Annotated in this window: 14 protein-coding genes and 2 pseudogenes; 7 read left to right on the top strand and 9 right to left on the bottom strand. The window is 58.1% G+C overall.

Translation table 11 applies throughout. The annotated features are described in order from the left end of the window. Positions 1–959 (bottom strand): annotated as a pseudogene (locus tag CUC53_RS14620) (phosphoglucomutase, alpha-D-glucose phosphate-specific); the annotation flags it as partial. A gap of 58 nt (positions 960–1017) precedes the next feature. Further along, positions 1018–1554 (bottom strand): replication initiation negative regulator SeqA, encoded by a 537-nt coding sequence (seqA, locus tag CUC53_RS14615; protein WP_100294834.1) that lies wholly within the window; start codon positions 1552–1554, stop codon positions 1018–1020. 447 nt (positions 1555–2001) lie between these two features. Here seqA and CUC53_RS14610 point away from each other — a divergent pair, with 447 nt between their 5' ends. From CUC53_RS14610 to fldA, 4 genes are read left to right on the top strand one after another with little or no spacing between them, the layout of a single operon-like run. Beyond that, the gene (locus CUC53_RS14610; protein WP_236757932.1) at positions 2002–2784 is read left to right on the top strand and encodes an alpha/beta fold hydrolase; all 783 of its coding nucleotides are present in this window, start codon (positions 2002–2004) and stop codon (positions 2782–2784) included. A 56-nt stretch (positions 2785–2840) separates the two neighbouring features. Then, positions 2841–3062, top strand: a complete 222-nt coding sequence (locus tag CUC53_RS14605) for a DUF2788 domain-containing protein (protein ID WP_100294833.1) — start codon at positions 2841–2843, stop codon at positions 3060–3062. A 22-nt stretch (positions 3063–3084) separates the two neighbouring features. After that, positions 3085–3381, top strand: coding sequence for a LexA regulated protein (gene ybfE, locus CUC53_RS14600; RefSeq protein ID WP_100294832.1), 297 nt, complete (start codon positions 3085–3087; stop codon positions 3379–3381). Between the two features lie 39 nt (positions 3382–3420). After that, on the top strand, positions 3421–3945 hold the full coding sequence (gene fldA, locus CUC53_RS14595; protein ID WP_100294831.1) for a flavodoxin FldA: 525 nt from the start codon (positions 3421–3423) through the stop codon (positions 3943–3945). A gap of 66 nt (positions 3946–4011) precedes the next feature. Here fldA and CUC53_RS14590 read toward each other — a convergent pair whose 3' ends face one another. After that, positions 4012–4485 (bottom strand): DUF4442 domain-containing protein, encoded by a 474-nt coding sequence (locus CUC53_RS14590; RefSeq protein ID WP_100294830.1) that lies wholly within the window; start codon positions 4483–4485, stop codon positions 4012–4014. A gap of 241 nt (positions 4486–4726) precedes the next feature. Between CUC53_RS14590 and fur the strand changes: the two genes are divergently transcribed. The 3 genes from fur (at position 4727) to CUC53_RS14575 (ending at position 7837) form a co-directional block, all read left to right on the top strand. Further along, positions 4727–5155, top strand: a complete 429-nt coding sequence (gene fur, locus CUC53_RS14585) for a ferric iron uptake transcriptional regulator (RefSeq protein WP_100294829.1) — start codon at positions 4727–4729, stop codon at positions 5153–5155. A 471-nt stretch (positions 5156–5626) separates the two neighbouring features. Then, positions 5627–6970, top strand: a complete 1344-nt coding sequence (locus tag CUC53_RS14580) for an anaerobic C4-dicarboxylate transporter (RefSeq protein ID WP_100294828.1) — start codon at positions 5627–5629, stop codon at positions 6968–6970. Positions 6971–7162: 192 nt separating this feature from the next. Further along, entirely contained in the window at positions 7163–7837 is a 675-nt protein-coding gene (locus CUC53_RS14575; RefSeq protein WP_100294827.1) for a Dph6-related ATP pyrophosphatase, read from the top strand. A 130-nt stretch (positions 7838–7967) separates the two neighbouring features. Here CUC53_RS14575 and CUC53_RS14570 read toward each other — a convergent pair whose 3' ends face one another. The 6 genes and pseudogenes from CUC53_RS14570 to CUC53_RS14545 form a co-directional block, all read right to left on the bottom strand. Then, entirely contained in the window at positions 7968–8966 is a 999-nt protein-coding gene (locus tag CUC53_RS14570; protein WP_100294826.1) for a formate dehydrogenase subunit gamma, read from the bottom strand. Next, positions 8963–9586, bottom strand: a complete 624-nt coding sequence (gene fdh3B / locus CUC53_RS14565) for a formate dehydrogenase FDH3 subunit beta (RefSeq protein WP_100294825.1) — start codon at positions 9584–9586, stop codon at positions 8963–8965. Before fdh3B ends, CUC53_RS14570 begins: the two co-directional genes overlap by 4 nt. A gap of 4 nt (positions 9587–9590) precedes the next feature. Continuing rightward, positions 9591–12470, bottom strand: coding sequence for a formate dehydrogenase subunit alpha (locus CUC53_RS14560; protein ID WP_100294824.1), 2880 nt, complete (start codon positions 12468–12470; stop codon positions 9591–9593). 23 nt (positions 12471–12493) lie between these two features. Continuing rightward, complete coding sequence (locus CUC53_RS14555) at positions 12494–12712, bottom strand: transcriptional initiation protein Tat (protein ID WP_100294823.1); 219 nt, start codon at positions 12710–12712, stop codon at positions 12494–12496. Positions 12713–12877: 165 nt separating this feature from the next. Beyond that, on the bottom strand, positions 12878–13456 hold the full coding sequence (locus tag CUC53_RS14550) for a TorD/DmsD family molecular chaperone (protein WP_100294822.1): 579 nt from the start codon (positions 13454–13456) through the stop codon (positions 12878–12880). A 10-nt stretch (positions 13457–13466) separates the two neighbouring features. Further along, a pseudogene (locus CUC53_RS14545) lies at positions 13467–13772 on the bottom strand (ferredoxin); the annotation flags it as partial. Positions 13773–13792 lie beyond the last annotated feature (20 nt).

Here is a 13792-nt window from a genome sequence, read left to right as displayed (position 1 = left end):
GTGACGATGCCGTGCCGGTCGTAGTCAGGATCGTTGCCAAGGGCAATATCGAACTTGTCTTTGAGGGCAATCAGGCCCGCCATGGCAAACGGGCTGGAGCAGTCCATCCGGATCTTGCCGTCTTTATCCAGGGTCATGAAAGAGAAGGTCGGGTCGACCTTGTAGTTCACTACCTCGATGTCGAGATCATAAGTCTTGGCAATCACGTCCCAGTAAGCGACGCCGGAGCCGCCCAGCGGGTCGACCCCGATCTTGATGCCAGCGTTCTTGATGGCGTCCATGTCCAGCACGTTTTTCAGGTCATCGACATAAGGGGTGACATAGTCGTGCTCGACCACGAATGGGCTGTTGAGCGCTTCGGCAAACGGCATCCGCTTCACGCCAGCCAGACCCGCTTCCAGAATGGCGTTGGCCCGGTCTTCCACCCACTTGGTGATCTCCCCTTCGGCGGGGCCGCCGTGGGGCGGGTTGTACTTGAAGCCACCATCTTCCGGCGGGTTGTGAGAGGGGGTGATCACCACGCCGTCGGCACGGGCTGCCGGTTTGCTGGCCCCTGCTTTGCCAGCGTTGTGACGCAAAATAGCGTGAGAGATGACCGGAGTCGGGGTAAAACCGAGGCCAGCCTGAATACGGGTTTCGACGCCGTTGGCCGCCAGCACTTCCACTGCGCTGGCAAAGGCGGATTCGGACAGGGCGTGGGTATCCATGCCAACAAACAGCGGGCCCGTGATACCGGCCTGCTGGCGATACTCCACCAGTGCCTGGGTCACCGCCAGAATGTGAGATTCGGTAAAGGCGTTGTGCAAGGCACTGCCGCGATGGCCAGAGGTGCCAAAGGCCACCCGCTGCTCAGGGCGGCTCATGTCCGGCTTGTTAAGGTAGTAGGCACTGACCAGACGGGGGATGTTGGTCAGGTCGCTTAAACGGGCCGGTTGACCGGCGTGAGAGTGCTGAGCCATGGCGTTTTCCTTACGTAATGGCGGCCTTGGCAGGCAAGGCCTGAGTCTTGAGAAACTGTTAAATGGCGCCGCACACCTGGACGATCACTGCTTCGTCATAGCCCATGCTAGCCATCAGCTGAGCCACCATGTTCTGCTTGCGGCCCGTGTTGGTGTTGGTGATGACCCAAAATGGCGTCTCTGGCACCGGTTTGGGCTTGGTGGTACTGCCACTGGCGTGCAAGGCCTCGGGGTCCTGTGAGAAATAAACGCGCTTACGCCCTTTTATTTCAGCCGCTTGGGTAAACCCAGCCGGATCATCACGATAGAGGGTGCTGAGCACCACCATAAAGCGGTTGATGGAGGTCTCTTCTTGCTGCAGCGCACTGGAATCGAGAAGTGCTTGCAACCCCATCCCATGGAGTGGGGCTGATGGCTGGTCAGCAACAGTCGGTGAGGCAACAGACGAAGCGGGCGATGGCTCGGTTACAGGGGCAACAATATGGGCTGGCTGTTCCAGCAGACGACGCAAAATATCAGAGGCACTTTCACCAATATGCCGGGTCTGGCTAGCAATATAGAAGTAGAGATCGTCATCAAGCTCGATGGTTTTCATAAGGGTATGCAGGACTCGTCGACATTCGGATGGGGCGATTATACATAGCCAACCTCAGCAGCCCAAGGGAGGGCGAGGTGATGTGGATGAATCTTATCGGGAATGAGACATAACAGCCGATGTTATTAGCGCTATCTCACCGACCACCTCGCCTGCCACCTCGGACCTGCGTCACGCTCGAAATCCTTAGCGACTCCATGTACGCTGCGCTTGCTGTGCCCGATGGGTAATCACCCTGGCTGCGCCACTGCGCTGACTAACAGGCCCCCAATAGGGCATAGAGGTGAAGCATCATCGCGGGCCAGTCACCGACGGATTGGGCGATAAAACATGCGTACGAAGCACAGGGGAAACCATCCTATCGCACCCGGGGTATCATGCCCAACTGGCAGGGTATTGACTCAATGAAAGTGACCAGCCTAATAGCACGTATATAAAGGAGGAATTTTGCAGCACCCGTCGCCATTAAACTTTAAAGATCAAGGCCAAGGCCCTGTGGTCATGCTGATCCACGGTTTGTTCGGTAGCCTCGATAATCTTGGCCTGCTGGCCCGTAGCCTTGAGCCGCAATACCGAGTCATCAGCGTTGATCTGCGCAACCACGGCGGCTCTTTTCGCAGCGACGACATGAGCTATCCGGCCCAAGCGGGCGATATTTTGGCCTTGATGGATCAACTGGAGCTGACCGAAGCGACCCTGATTGGCCACTCGATGGGGGGAAAAGTGGCGATGCAGGCCGCCAAGTTGGCGCCCACGCGGATTGCTAAGTTGGTGGTTGCTGACATCGCGCCGGTTGCTTACCCCCACGCCCGCCACCAAAATGTGTTCGCTGGGCTGAAGCCACCCTGCGCACGCCGCCGCAGAGCCGCAGTGAGGCAGAAATCATGCTGGCACAACACATCGAGATCGCTGGGGTGCGCCAGTTCCTGCTCAAATCCTTTGCCAGAAGCGAGCATGGCTGGGGCTGGCGGTTTAATGTGCCAGCCCTTGAGCAAAACTACGCCAACATCATGGGCTGGCCAGCCGATGATCGCCGCTTCGAAGGCCCTGTGCTCTTTATTAAAGGGGGGGGATTCTGACTATATGCAGCCGCAATATAGCCAGACGGCGCTCACCCAATTCCCCGCAGCCAAGGTCCGCGTCATTGCGGGTACAGGCCACTGGTTACACGCCGAAAAGCCGATGTTGTTCAATAAATTGGTTGTGGATTTCCTGTCGACAGGCGGTTAACAGTTTCAAATCCTTTGTGATATAGTGCCGCCCGTCATAAGGAGTGTGCGCAATCCATGCTAAGTGAACATATCGATCTGATCGAAAGCCTAGGCCTCAAGTTATTTTTTGTGGCCATTTTTATTCTGATTGGCTTGGCCATTCACGACGTCCTCAAACGTGGCAACGTGCCTCGTTTTGGTCGTTTTATCGTCTGGTTGGTACTGTTTTTGGGTTGTGCAGGTTTTGTCGCCAAGGGGCTAATCGAACTGGGTTGGGAAGGCTCAGGACTAGGCTAACTACTATTTTTATCTGTGATGTATGGCCAAACAGCAAACTGATCGAACAACACTGGATCTGTTCGCGAACGAGAAGCGCCCCGGCAGGCCAAAAACCAACCCACTCCCGCGCGAGACCCAGCTCAAGATCAACAAGCGTAACCAGCTAAAACGCGATCGAGAAAATGGGCTCAAAAGAGTGGAGTTAAAGGTAGAGGCCGAGTTACTGGAGCGCCTTAACCAACTTGCGTTACAACAGAACATCAGCCGAGCCGAGCTGATCCAGGCTATTCTGAAACAACAGATTGAGTCCGCCTTTGCGGTGGACATTGCAGTCTGAGCGTTGAGCATTAACACCAAATACGGGTAACTAAACACTATGGCAAGTGTAGGTCTGTTTTTTGGCAGCGATACCGGTAACACCGAAGCTGTCGCCAAAATGATCCAGAAAGAGCTGGGCAAAAACCTGATTGAAGTCAGAGACATCGCCAAGAGCAGCAAGGCAGACATCGACAATTTTGATCTGCTGATGTTCGGTATCCCAACCTGGTACTACGGCGAAGCTCAGGCCGACTGGGATGACTTCTTCCCCGACTTGGGTGAAATCGACTTCACCAACAAATTAGTCGCGATTTTTGGCTGCGGCGATCAGGAAGACTATGCCGAGTACTTCCTCGATGCGATGGGCACTCTACGCGATATCGTCGAAGCCAAAGGCGCCATCATCATCGGTCACTGGCCAACCGTGGGTTATGAATTTGAAGCCTCCAAAGCGCAAGTGGATGACCAGCACTTCGTCGGCTTAGGGATCGATGAAGATCGCCAACCAGAGCTGACCGCAGAGCGCGTCAAGGGCTGGTGCAAGCAACTGCATGACGAGATGTGCTTGAGCGAACTGGCGTAATTCCACGTCCCTCCCCTCTCCAACAACAAGGGCCCGCAAGGGCCCTTGTTGTTTTCAGCAACGGCGTCACCTGTTGCGGTGTTCAGGTTTCGCTCGCACATAGAGGGTACGCTTGACCTGCGCCACTAGTTCGCCACTTTTGTCCTGTACCGTCACCTCGAATTCGGGGAAGTACTTGTTGCCCCCTTCGGTCGCCGCCACAATATCGGCCAGCTTGGCCTCGGTCAGGTTGAATTCCGCTACCAGCGTCTCCTTGCCCGGCTTGATGTAATTGATGCTGCCCGCCTTGTCCCAGACGTAATAGCGGTTCTTGAAATAGCCCATCAGCATCAGCGGGTAGATAGGATCGGTCATGGCAAACATGCTGCCGCCAAACTGGGTGCGGTTGGCATTTTTGTTCCACCAGCGGGATTTGAGGGTGACCCGGCAGTAGCGAAAGTCATCGCTCAAGGTCTCTATTTTGATACCAGCGCCCCAGAATGGAGGCCACATATTAAGGGCACAACGCACCCAGATAGCCTTGCCAAAAAGCCAGTCCATTTAGCTCATCCGACCAGATAATGAAAGTGACATGTTAACAACATTGCCCCCCTTAGCAAACCAATTGAGGCAATTGAACATTTCTATCCAAACCGTAACGATGCATTAAACCCTTTGAATTACTGGGTTTATTTTTTAGAGTGCCGCCACTTATAATGGCGAGCGAAACAAGTTCAAGGTTGCCATTACAGTGGCAGTCAATCAGAATAAACCACCTTCGAGCATACCAAATAAGTTACTTATGGCAGACAACAACCAAGCGTTAAAAAAGGCCGGACTCAAGATCACCTTGCCCCGGGTCAAAATCCTGGAGATTTTGCAACAACCGGACTGCCAACACACCAGTGCCGAAGACCTCTATAAAAGATTGATAGACCAAGGTGAAGAGATTGGTCTTGCCACCGTCTATCGGGTACTTAATCAGTTTGATGATGCCGGTATCGTGACCCGCCACCACTTTGAGGGCGGTAAATCGGTGTTTGAACTGGCGACCCAAGAACACCATGATCACTTGGTCTGCCTCGACTGCGGCAAAGTCATCGAGTTCTCCGATGAAGTGATCGAGCAGCGCCAACGGGATATCGCTGAAAAATACAATATTCGCCTGACCAACCACAGCCTGTATCTCTATGGCCATTGCGCCACTGGCGAGTGCAAACACGACGAATAAGCCGCGCTAACTGGGCAGCACCCACCCTCGGTTAGTCAAACAAGCCGCCTCACATTGCCACTGAGGTGGCTTTTTTATGGCCATGCTTACCCCTTACTGATGTTCACTAGCCGTTCGCATCGCCAGCCCAAATGGCCTGCTCAGATTACCGAAAAACTCGTTCGACACCATTCATTGACCGCCAGCCAAGCCATTCAGCGATGATTGGCATAAATAGCGGGAAAAGCCGCGACCTTATTGAACTACCTCAAGTTTTTGTCCTATAGCGACAGGCACAATAAAGATACCCCTTTAGGGCTAAAAACAATAACCGTCCCCAATAGGCTTCATTGGCACGCTCTGAGCCGTTAACGCACAGCCTGCCCCGACCGGACACATACGGGTTAGCCCAGCGCAATCGATGCCAAATCAATGCGGCTGATGGGGTCAACACACCACCTTGGTATGGAACAGATCACACGAGGTAATAACATGATCTTGATGGAATTTTTGGTGGTACTCGGCTGCTTGCTGCTGGGTACCCGCTTTGGCGGCATGGGACTGGGTCTCATCAGTGGTATCGGCCTGTTCCTGCTGACTTTCGTGTTCGGTCTGGCACCGGGCGAACCGCCAGTGCAGGTGATGCTGACCATTCTGGCAGTGATTGGCTGTGCCGCCACCCTGCAGACCGCTGGGGGCCTCAACCTGATGATGCAGGTGGCCGAACGGCTGCTGCGCCGTCACCCGCAATACATCACCATTCTGGCGCCGCTCACCACCTGGACCCTCACTTTTCTGTGCGGCACCGGCCACGTGGTCTACACCATGTTCCCCATCATCGCTGACATCGCGCTGCAAAAGAACATCCGCCCCGAGCGCCCGATGGCAGTGGCCTCCGTTGCCTCCCAGATGGCGATCTGCGCCTCCCCGGTCTCCGTTGCCGTGGTCTCCATGGTCTCCATTCTGGCGGCCGGTCACGGTATCGGTCAGGCTTACGGCCTGCTCGACATCCTGATGATCGCCATCCCCTCCTCCCTGACCGGTGTCATCGTGGCAGCCCTGTGGAGCCTGCGTCGCGGCAAGGATCTGGACAAGGATGACGAGTTCCAGGCCAAGATCCAAGACCCCAAGCAGCGCGCCTTCATCTACGGCGGTGGTGAAACCCTGCTGGGCACCAAGTTCCCGCAAGAGGCCTATTGGTCTACCTGGATCTTCTTCGCCGCTATCGCAGCGGTGGTGTTGCTTGGTGCTAACGAAGGGTTGCGGCCGGTATTCACCATCAAAGACAAGACCGGCCCGCTCTCCATGAATTTGGTGATCCAGATGATGATGCTGATCGCCGGTGCCATCATCCTAATGCGCTGCAAGGTCAAGCCGGGTGAGATCGCCAACGGCGCAGTGTTCAAGGCGGGCATGGTCGCCATCTTCTCCGTATTCGGGGTGGCATGGATGAGTGAGACCTTCTTCCAAGCCCACATGCCGCTGCTTAAAGAGACCCTAGCCCACGTGGTACAGGCCCAGCCCTGGACCTACGCCCTGGTGCTGTTCCTCATCTCCAAGCTGGTCAATAGCCAAGCCGCCGCCCTGACCGCCATCGCCCCCATGGGGCTGGCGCTGGGTGTCGAACCCAAGCTACTCATCGCCTTCCTGCCAGCCAGCTACGGCTACTTCGTGCTGCCGACCTACCCGAGCGATCTGGCCTGTATCGGGTTTGATCGCTCCGGCACCACCCGCATCGGCAAGTTCATCATCAACCACAGCTTTATCATGCCGGGACTGATTGGGGTCAGCAGCGCCTGCGCTCTGGGGTATCTGCTGACCACCCTGCTGCTTTGACGCAGCGGCGCGGCTGGTCATAGCCAATGACGACACGACCAGCTAGGCCCCCGCTCGGGGGCCTGCTCTTTCCCCCTCGCGATTCTTACCCATTTCCCAGCTCGTCTTTGCACGATGACCAGCCACCACTCCTTTACCTGAGCCCCTGCCACTGGGTAGCATGGCCCCTCGTTCACCACCGGAATCTCATTCATGTCTCGCGTCATCCTGCTCTGGAGCGGTGGCAAAGATGCCATGCTGGCCCTCTGTCATGCCCGCCAAGTGGGCCATCAGGTGGTGGCACTGGCCACCTTTGCGCCGCCAGAGCCCCGATTTCTCGCTCACCCCTTGCCGCTGGTGCGCCGTCAGGCGGCGGCGCTCGGGCTGCCCCATCTGCTGGTCACCATCGAAGCGCCGTTCGAACAGAGTTATGAGACGGCGCTGAGCCGCTTGCAGCAGGAGTGGGCCCTCGATGGGGTGGTGACCGGCGATATCGACAGCGTAGGGGGCGCGCCAAACTGGATCCGCGAACGCTGCCGCCCGCTCGGGCTCACCGTCCATACCCCGCTCTGGCAGCAATCTCGCCACGCCTTGCTGGCGGAGATGCTGACGCGCGGCATCGTCGCCCACCTCTCCTGCGTCGATACCCGAGTACTGGCCCCCGAATGGGTGGGACGGGTCCTCGATGCCGCCACCCTCGCCGAGTTGCAGCAGCTGGCAGCAACCCGGGGCTTTGATGCCTGCGGCGAGCAGGGGGAATACCACACCATGGTGACCGACGGCCCGGGCTTTGCCGCTCGGCTACACCTCGATGGCTGGCAGCTGGCGCGGCAGGATCATCTGGCCTATCTGGCAGAACAGGAACCACACTCGCTAGATCGCGGGTAACCTTGGCGAGTATCACCGTGGGCGCACAAAAAAGGCGCCGCAGCGCCTTTTACATACCTATCGAACAGGGTGTGTGGCCATCACCTTCGTGACTCGGCCAAGGCGCGGCCCCTCACCGCGCGATTAGCCACTATTGGCCACGATGGGTTGCACTCCCCGCCTTGTCACTGGCGCCGTTGGGATCATCAAGCTGGTGTTTCACCGCCTCATACCACAGATCGTGATGCTCCTTGGCCCATGTTTCATCCACCTCGCCGGTCACCATTCCTTCTAGCGCCCCTTCCAGCTGGAACAGGCCCATGTAGATATGGAAGATAAAACCGCAGATCAGGATCAAGGCGCCGACGATGTGGATAAAGCTGGCCCACTCCATCTGGCGACGCAGCTGGCCGAAGATGGGGAAATCAAGCACCAGTCCGGTAGCCACCACAATGCCGCCAAACCAGATCAGCAGCCAGAAGATCATCTTCTCGCCGCCGTTGGAAAACCCCGCCGAGGGGTGGCTACCTTTGTGCTTGCCCACCATGCCGCCCAGTTTTGCAAACCACTGCAGATCAACCCGGCTCAAGATGTTATGTCGGCACCACTTGATCAGCACCCCCAGCAGGCAGAGAAAGAACAGCGGCCCCACGTAGTTGTGGAACACCTTGGCAAACCAGATCCAGTTCTCCCACACCCCCATGCTCACCACCGGCTTGATAATGTACTTGCCGTAGATGATGGCGAGCCCCGACCCCGACAGGGTCAAAAACATAGCCGCCGTGGTCCAGTGCAGCGCCCGATCCAGCCTGCTCCAACGCTTAAGTTTGCGCCCAGTGCGCGGCTGGGAGAGCTTGGTCGGCCCCACCCCCCAATAGACCAAGCCGCACATCGCCAAAGAGCCGAAAATGGCGATGGCACCGAGTGGCGACACCCATTTGGTCTTGACCTCGAACCAGAGCTGGCCTGGCACCGAGATCAACACCCCGTGCTCGGGCGAGCGGGAGGTGGTCGTCCCCTCCTGCCCATCTTTCACTGCTCGCCAATAATCGGCACCAGCAAAGCCGACCGTCTCTTTTTCAGGGTCGGCAACGCTGGCGGTACTGATCAACAGCAGGGCAGTAAACAGGGCCATTAGCCATGTTTTCATGCCGCCCCTCCCTTACCCGCCTTGCTGGCGTCATAAAACAGCTCCTCACCACTGCCCCATGCGGCCTCTTTCGCACCACGGTAAGCGACCCGCTCACGGAAGATGTCGGAGATCACCTGCGCATCCCCCGCCAGCAGCGCTTTGGTGGAGCAGAGCTCGGCACACATCGGCAGCTTGCCCTCGGCGATCCGGTTCGCGCCATACTTGACCCGCTCCGCCTCGCTGTGATCCTCCTCTGGGCCACCGGCGCAGAAGGTGCACTTGTCCATCTTGCCCCGCTCGCCAAAGGCGGCGGTTTTCGGGAACTGAGGCGCCCCAAACGGGCAGGCAAACAGGCAGTAGCCGCACCCGATGCAGAGATCCTTGTTGTGCAGCACGATGCCATCGTCAGTGTGGTAGAAGCAATCCGCCGGACAGACCGCCATGCAGGGGGCATCGGTGCAGTGCATACAGGCCACCGAGATCGAACTCTCCCCCGGCAGGCCATCGTTGAGGGTCACCACCCGACGGCGCTGGATGCCCCACTCCAGGGCATCGTCGTTCTCGTTTTTACACGCCGTCACACAGCCATTGCACTCAATGCAGCGCTTGGTGTCACACATGAATTTCATTTTGGCCATGGACTTAGGCTCCTACTTTGCGAAAACGGCACAGGGTGACCTTGGTCTCCTGCATCTGGGTGACCGGGTCATAGCCATAGGTAGTGACGATGTTGACCGACTCCCCCAGTACATAGGGATCGGCGCCTTCGGGGTATTTGCTGCGCAGATCTTCGCCGCCAAAGCGGCCACCAAAGTGGAACGGCATAAAAGCCAGCCCCGGTTTGACCCGTGGGGTCACCAGCGCCTTGACCTTAACCCGGCCCCCTTCTGGCCCCTCGACCCACACATCCTGTCCATCGCGCACACCGACGTCATTGGCATCCGCTGGGTTCATCTCGACGAACATCTCCTGCTGCAACTCGGCGAGCCAGGGGTTAGAGCGGGTCTCATCGCCGCCCCCCTCGTATTCCACCAGACGGCCGGAGGTGAGAATGATCGGGAACTCCTTGCTGACATCTTTTTGCTGCACCGACGCGTACTGGGTCGGCAGCCGCCACAGGCTCTTGGAGTCTGGCCAGGTGGCGTAGTCAGCCAACAGATCCCGGCGCGGGGTATAGAGTGGCTCGCGGTGCTTGGGCACCTGATCGGGGAAGGTCCACACCACACAGCGCGCCTTGGCGTTACCGTAAGGCACAAAGCCGTGCTTGATGGCGACCCGCTGAATACCGCCGGAGAGATCGGTCTTCCAGTTACGCCCTTCGGCCTCTTTTTTCTCCGCCTCGGTCAGCTCATCCCACCAGCCAAGCTGCTTCATCAAATCAGCCGTGATCTCGGGATAACCATCCTCCACCTCACTGCCCTTGGGCCACGAGTCTTCGGCAAGTAGCGAGACCCCCTGATACTCGATGCCAAAACGGGCACGAAAACCGCCGCCCCCTTCCGAGACCGGAATACTAGTGTCATAGAGGATGTGGCTGCCGGGGTGCTTCATTTCTGGGGTGCCCCAGCAGGGCCACGGCAGGCCGTACACTTCACCACTGACCGGGCCGCCCTCGGCCTTGAGATTGGTCTTGTGGAAGGTGTGCCAGTTCTGCTGGTGCGCTTTGAGCCGCTCTGGGCTCTGGCCGGTGTAGCCCACACTCCACATACCACGGTTATATTCGCGGGTGATGTCTTCAATCAGCGGCTGGTTGTTCTCCACCTTGATGTGCTTGAACAGCTGGTCGGCAAAACCGAGCTTTTTACTCAAGAGATACATGATCTCGTGATCGACCTTGGACTCAAATAGCGGCTCAATTACCTTGTCGCGCCACTGCATCGAGCGGTTGGTCGCCGTCACTGAGCCATAAGTCTCGAACTGGGTGGTGGCGGGCAGCAGATAAACCCCATCGGTGCGATCGTGCATCACTGCCGCCACCGTGGGGTATGGGTCGACAATCACCATCATGTCGAGCTTTTGCATCGCCTTTTTCATCTCAGGGCCACGAGTTTGCGAGTTAACCGCATGACCCCAATAGAACATGGCGCGAATATTGGCGCCCTGCTCGATGAGATCGGCGTTCTCCAGCACCCCATCCACCCAGCGCGACACAGGAATACCGTTATTGAGCATGGGAAACTTGCCGTTATAAGCCTTGCTGTCGAAACGGGCCTTGAGCCACTCGTAATCGACATCCCATACCCGCGCCCAGTGTTTCCAGCCCCCCTCTTCCAGCCCGTAGTAGCCGGGCAGGGAGTCGGACGTCACACCAAAGTCAGTGGCCCCCTGTACGTTATCGTGGCCACGGAAGATATTGGTGCCCGCCCCGCTCTTGCCCACGTTGCCAAGGGCCAGCTCAAGGATGCAGTAAGCACGGGTGTTGTTATTGCCGGTGGTGTGCTGGGTGCCGCCCATGCACCAGACCACACAACCGGGGCGGTTATCGGCGAGCAGCTTGGCCGCACCATACACCTCGGCCTCGGTGAGGCCAGTGACCCGCTCCACCTCGGCTGGGGTCCAACGGGCCACCTCTTGTTGCACCTCACCCATGCCATAGACGCGGGTGCGAATAAACTCTTTGTCCTCCCAGCCATTCTTGAAGATGTGCCAGAGCAGGCCCCAGATAAAGGCAACGTCGGTGCCAGGGCGCAGCGAGAGATACATGTCCGCCTTGGCGGCGGTGCGGGTGCGGCGTGGATCGACGACTAGAATCTTGCAGCCATTGCGCTCTTTGGCCAGCAGGATGTGCTGCATGGCGACTGGGTGAGCCTCCGCTGGGTTAGAGCCGATAAACATGATCGACTTGCTGTTGTGCATGTCGTTCAGGCTGTTGGTCATGGCGCCGTATCCCCAGGTATTAGCTACCCCAGCCACCGTGGTGGAGTGGCAGATCCGCGCCTGATGATCGACGTTGTTAGTGCCCCACAGCGAGGCCATTTTACGAAATAGATAAGATTGCTCGTTGGAGTGTTTGGCAGAACCGAGCCAGTAGACGCTGTCGGGGCCGGACTCTTTACGCAGGCGCAATACCTCGTTGCCCACTTCTTCGATGGCCTGCTCCCAGCTCAGGCGCTGCCACTTGCCGCCGACTAGCTTCATCGGGTACTTAAGGCGACGCTCACCGTGGCCGTGCTCGCGCAGGGCCGCCCCTTTGGCACAGTGGCCACCCAAGTTGAAGGGGTGATCAAACGCTGGCTCCTGACCGGTCCAGACGCCGTTTTGCACCTCGGCATAGACGCCGCAACCCACCGAGCAGTGGGAGCAGATGGTACGCTTCACCTCAACAGGCACGTCAGCGGCCACGGTCTTAGCCTCGGCCCGCTGCATCATGGTCGGGGCCAACCAACTGGCCGCCACCGCGCCACCAGCCACCAGACCTGAGTTGACCATAAAAGCACGACGGGTCAGCCCCGCGCCTGCAGACGCGACACCATGATAGCCTTGCTCACTTGCCGTCGGCTCGGCACGTTTTGTTAATTTCATAGCTTCTCCTTGATTGGGCCAGCTCAGTCGGTGCCGCGCAGGGTGCGATAAAAGTCGTGAACATGGGGAGTATCTCGGTAGCCCTGCTGGGCCTCACTCTGATTGGGGTTCAGCTCGCTGGCGGGCCCCTCTTTGGCTACCACACGGCCAGTGGCCCCAGCCAACACCCCGAGGGTCGTGGCAACACCGACGCCCTTGATCAGCTGGCGTCGTGCAGGATTTTGCAGCTTGTCATTGCTCATTTTTCTGTGACCTCTTCCTTGTATAGCCAGCGGCGAGCTGGCCCTGTTTTTCAAAGCAAACGTGTTAAAAAAGAACCGTTCGTTACCACACATCTCGGCTTGCTCGCGCTGCGTATGGCGGGTTCACCGCGCGTTATAAGTTCATTGGGCATGGTTCACTCGGCATTATTGGTTAACCACTGTGGCGCCAAAGGGCAGGCGCAGCTCCTGCTCTAGGCTGAAAAAATCCTCGGCCAGCGCCCCCACTGCGCGGTAGAAGCTCCCCCCCTTGGCTTGTTGCTGATCCCGGCAGCAACGCAGCACCCACGGCGCAAGGTGGCGCTGATAAAAGTGGTTGCGCGCGGGGTGCTGCTCGGCAATCAAGGCCGCCATTACCTCGCACAACGCAGCCAAGTGATCTTCGGGCTCGAACACCCCGCTCTGGCGGACAAACCCCAGCGACTGCAAATCGGCACGCAGCACCGCGAGCGGCAGCTCCATCAGCGAACCAGTGAGATACCAGGAGGCAAACGGCACAATTTCCCCACGGCCGATGCCAATAAACAGCTCTTGATACTCGTCAGCGAGCTCGCTCTCTTGATGGCCACTGGCAGCCAGCTGCACCAATCCCAGCCCTCTGGCAAAAGGGCCCGGCATCGGTTGCAACCCTTGCAGCCAAGCGAGCTGCTCGCCACGGGGAGCGGCACGCCAGAGGCTGGCCAGCAGGGCGTAGAGATCGGCGCTGCTCTGTTCTAATTCCGTCATAACCGACTCCTTATAACTTGAGCTGAGCCGCCGGATCGGCCGCCAGCGCGGCAAACACATCCTTCACTCGGCAGTCCTCGCACATCAGCAGCCGCTGGGCGGCCTCGTTCTGAAAGTGGGAGTGGCCGGCTAGTTTTTGCTGAATGCGGCGGATCATCGACGCGGGGGCAAACGGCTTGCCACAGCGAATGCAGCAGGCGGCCTCTTCGGCCTTGAGGCTCTGCACCGCACGGCGCGCCTCGGGCTCCGGCTGCAAGCGGGGAGTGAGTGCAATGGCCTGCTCAGGGCAGGCTTTTTCGCACATACCGCACTGAATGCCTGTCTCTTATACACATC

Origin of the sequence: Aeromonas cavernicola (assembly GCF_002795305.1) — a bacterium.
Taxonomy (GTDB): domain Bacteria; phylum Pseudomonadota; class Gammaproteobacteria; order Enterobacterales; family Aeromonadaceae; genus Aeromonas; species Aeromonas cavernicola.
Note: the sequence above shows the minus strand (reverse complement) of the source record. Positions and strands in the feature narration are given on the sequence as shown.

Bases quoted from the DNA above. Each gene is read 5' to 3' on its own strand.
- CUC53_RS14605 (WP_100294833.1), top strand. From the start codon at position 2,841: ATGCTAAGTGAACATATCGATCTGATCGAAAGCCTAGGCCTCAAGTTA.
- seqA (WP_100294834.1), bottom strand. From the start codon at position 1,554: ATGAAAACCATCGAGCTTGATGACGATCTCTACTTCTATATTGCTAGC.
- CUC53_RS14555 (WP_100294823.1), bottom strand. From the start codon at position 12,712: ATGAGCAATGACAAGCTGCAAAATCCTGCACGACGCCAGCTGATCAAG.
- ybfE (WP_100294832.1), top strand. From the start codon at position 3,085: ATGGCCAAACAGCAAACTGATCGAACAACACTGGATCTGTTCGCGAAC.
- fldA (WP_100294831.1), top strand. From the start codon at position 3,421: ATGGCAAGTGTAGGTCTGTTTTTTGGCAGCGATACCGGTAACACCGAA.
- CUC53_RS14575 (WP_100294827.1), top strand. From the start codon at position 7,163: ATGTCTCGCGTCATCCTGCTCTGGAGCGGTGGCAAAGATGCCATGCTG.
- CUC53_RS14570 (WP_100294826.1), bottom strand. From the start codon at position 8,966: ATGAAAACATGGCTAATGGCCCTGTTTACTGCCCTGCTGTTGATCAGT.
- CUC53_RS14550 (WP_100294822.1), bottom strand. From the start codon at position 13,456: ATGACGGAATTAGAACAGAGCAGCGCCGATCTCTACGCCCTGCTGGCC.
- fur (WP_100294829.1), top strand. From the start codon at position 4,727: ATGGCAGACAACAACCAAGCGTTAAAAAAGGCCGGACTCAAGATCACC.
- CUC53_RS14560 (WP_100294824.1), bottom strand. From the start codon at position 12,470: ATGAAATTAACAAAACGTGCCGAGCCGACGGCAAGTGAGCAAGGCTAT.
- fdh3B (WP_100294825.1), bottom strand. From the start codon at position 9,586: ATGGCCAAAATGAAATTCATGTGTGACACCAAGCGCTGCATTGAGTGC.
- CUC53_RS14580 (WP_100294828.1), top strand. From the start codon at position 5,627: ATGATCTTGATGGAATTTTTGGTGGTACTCGGCTGCTTGCTGCTGGGT.
- CUC53_RS14590 (WP_100294830.1), bottom strand. From the start codon at position 4,485: ATGGACTGGCTTTTTGGCAAGGCTATCTGGGTGCGTTGTGCCCTTAAT.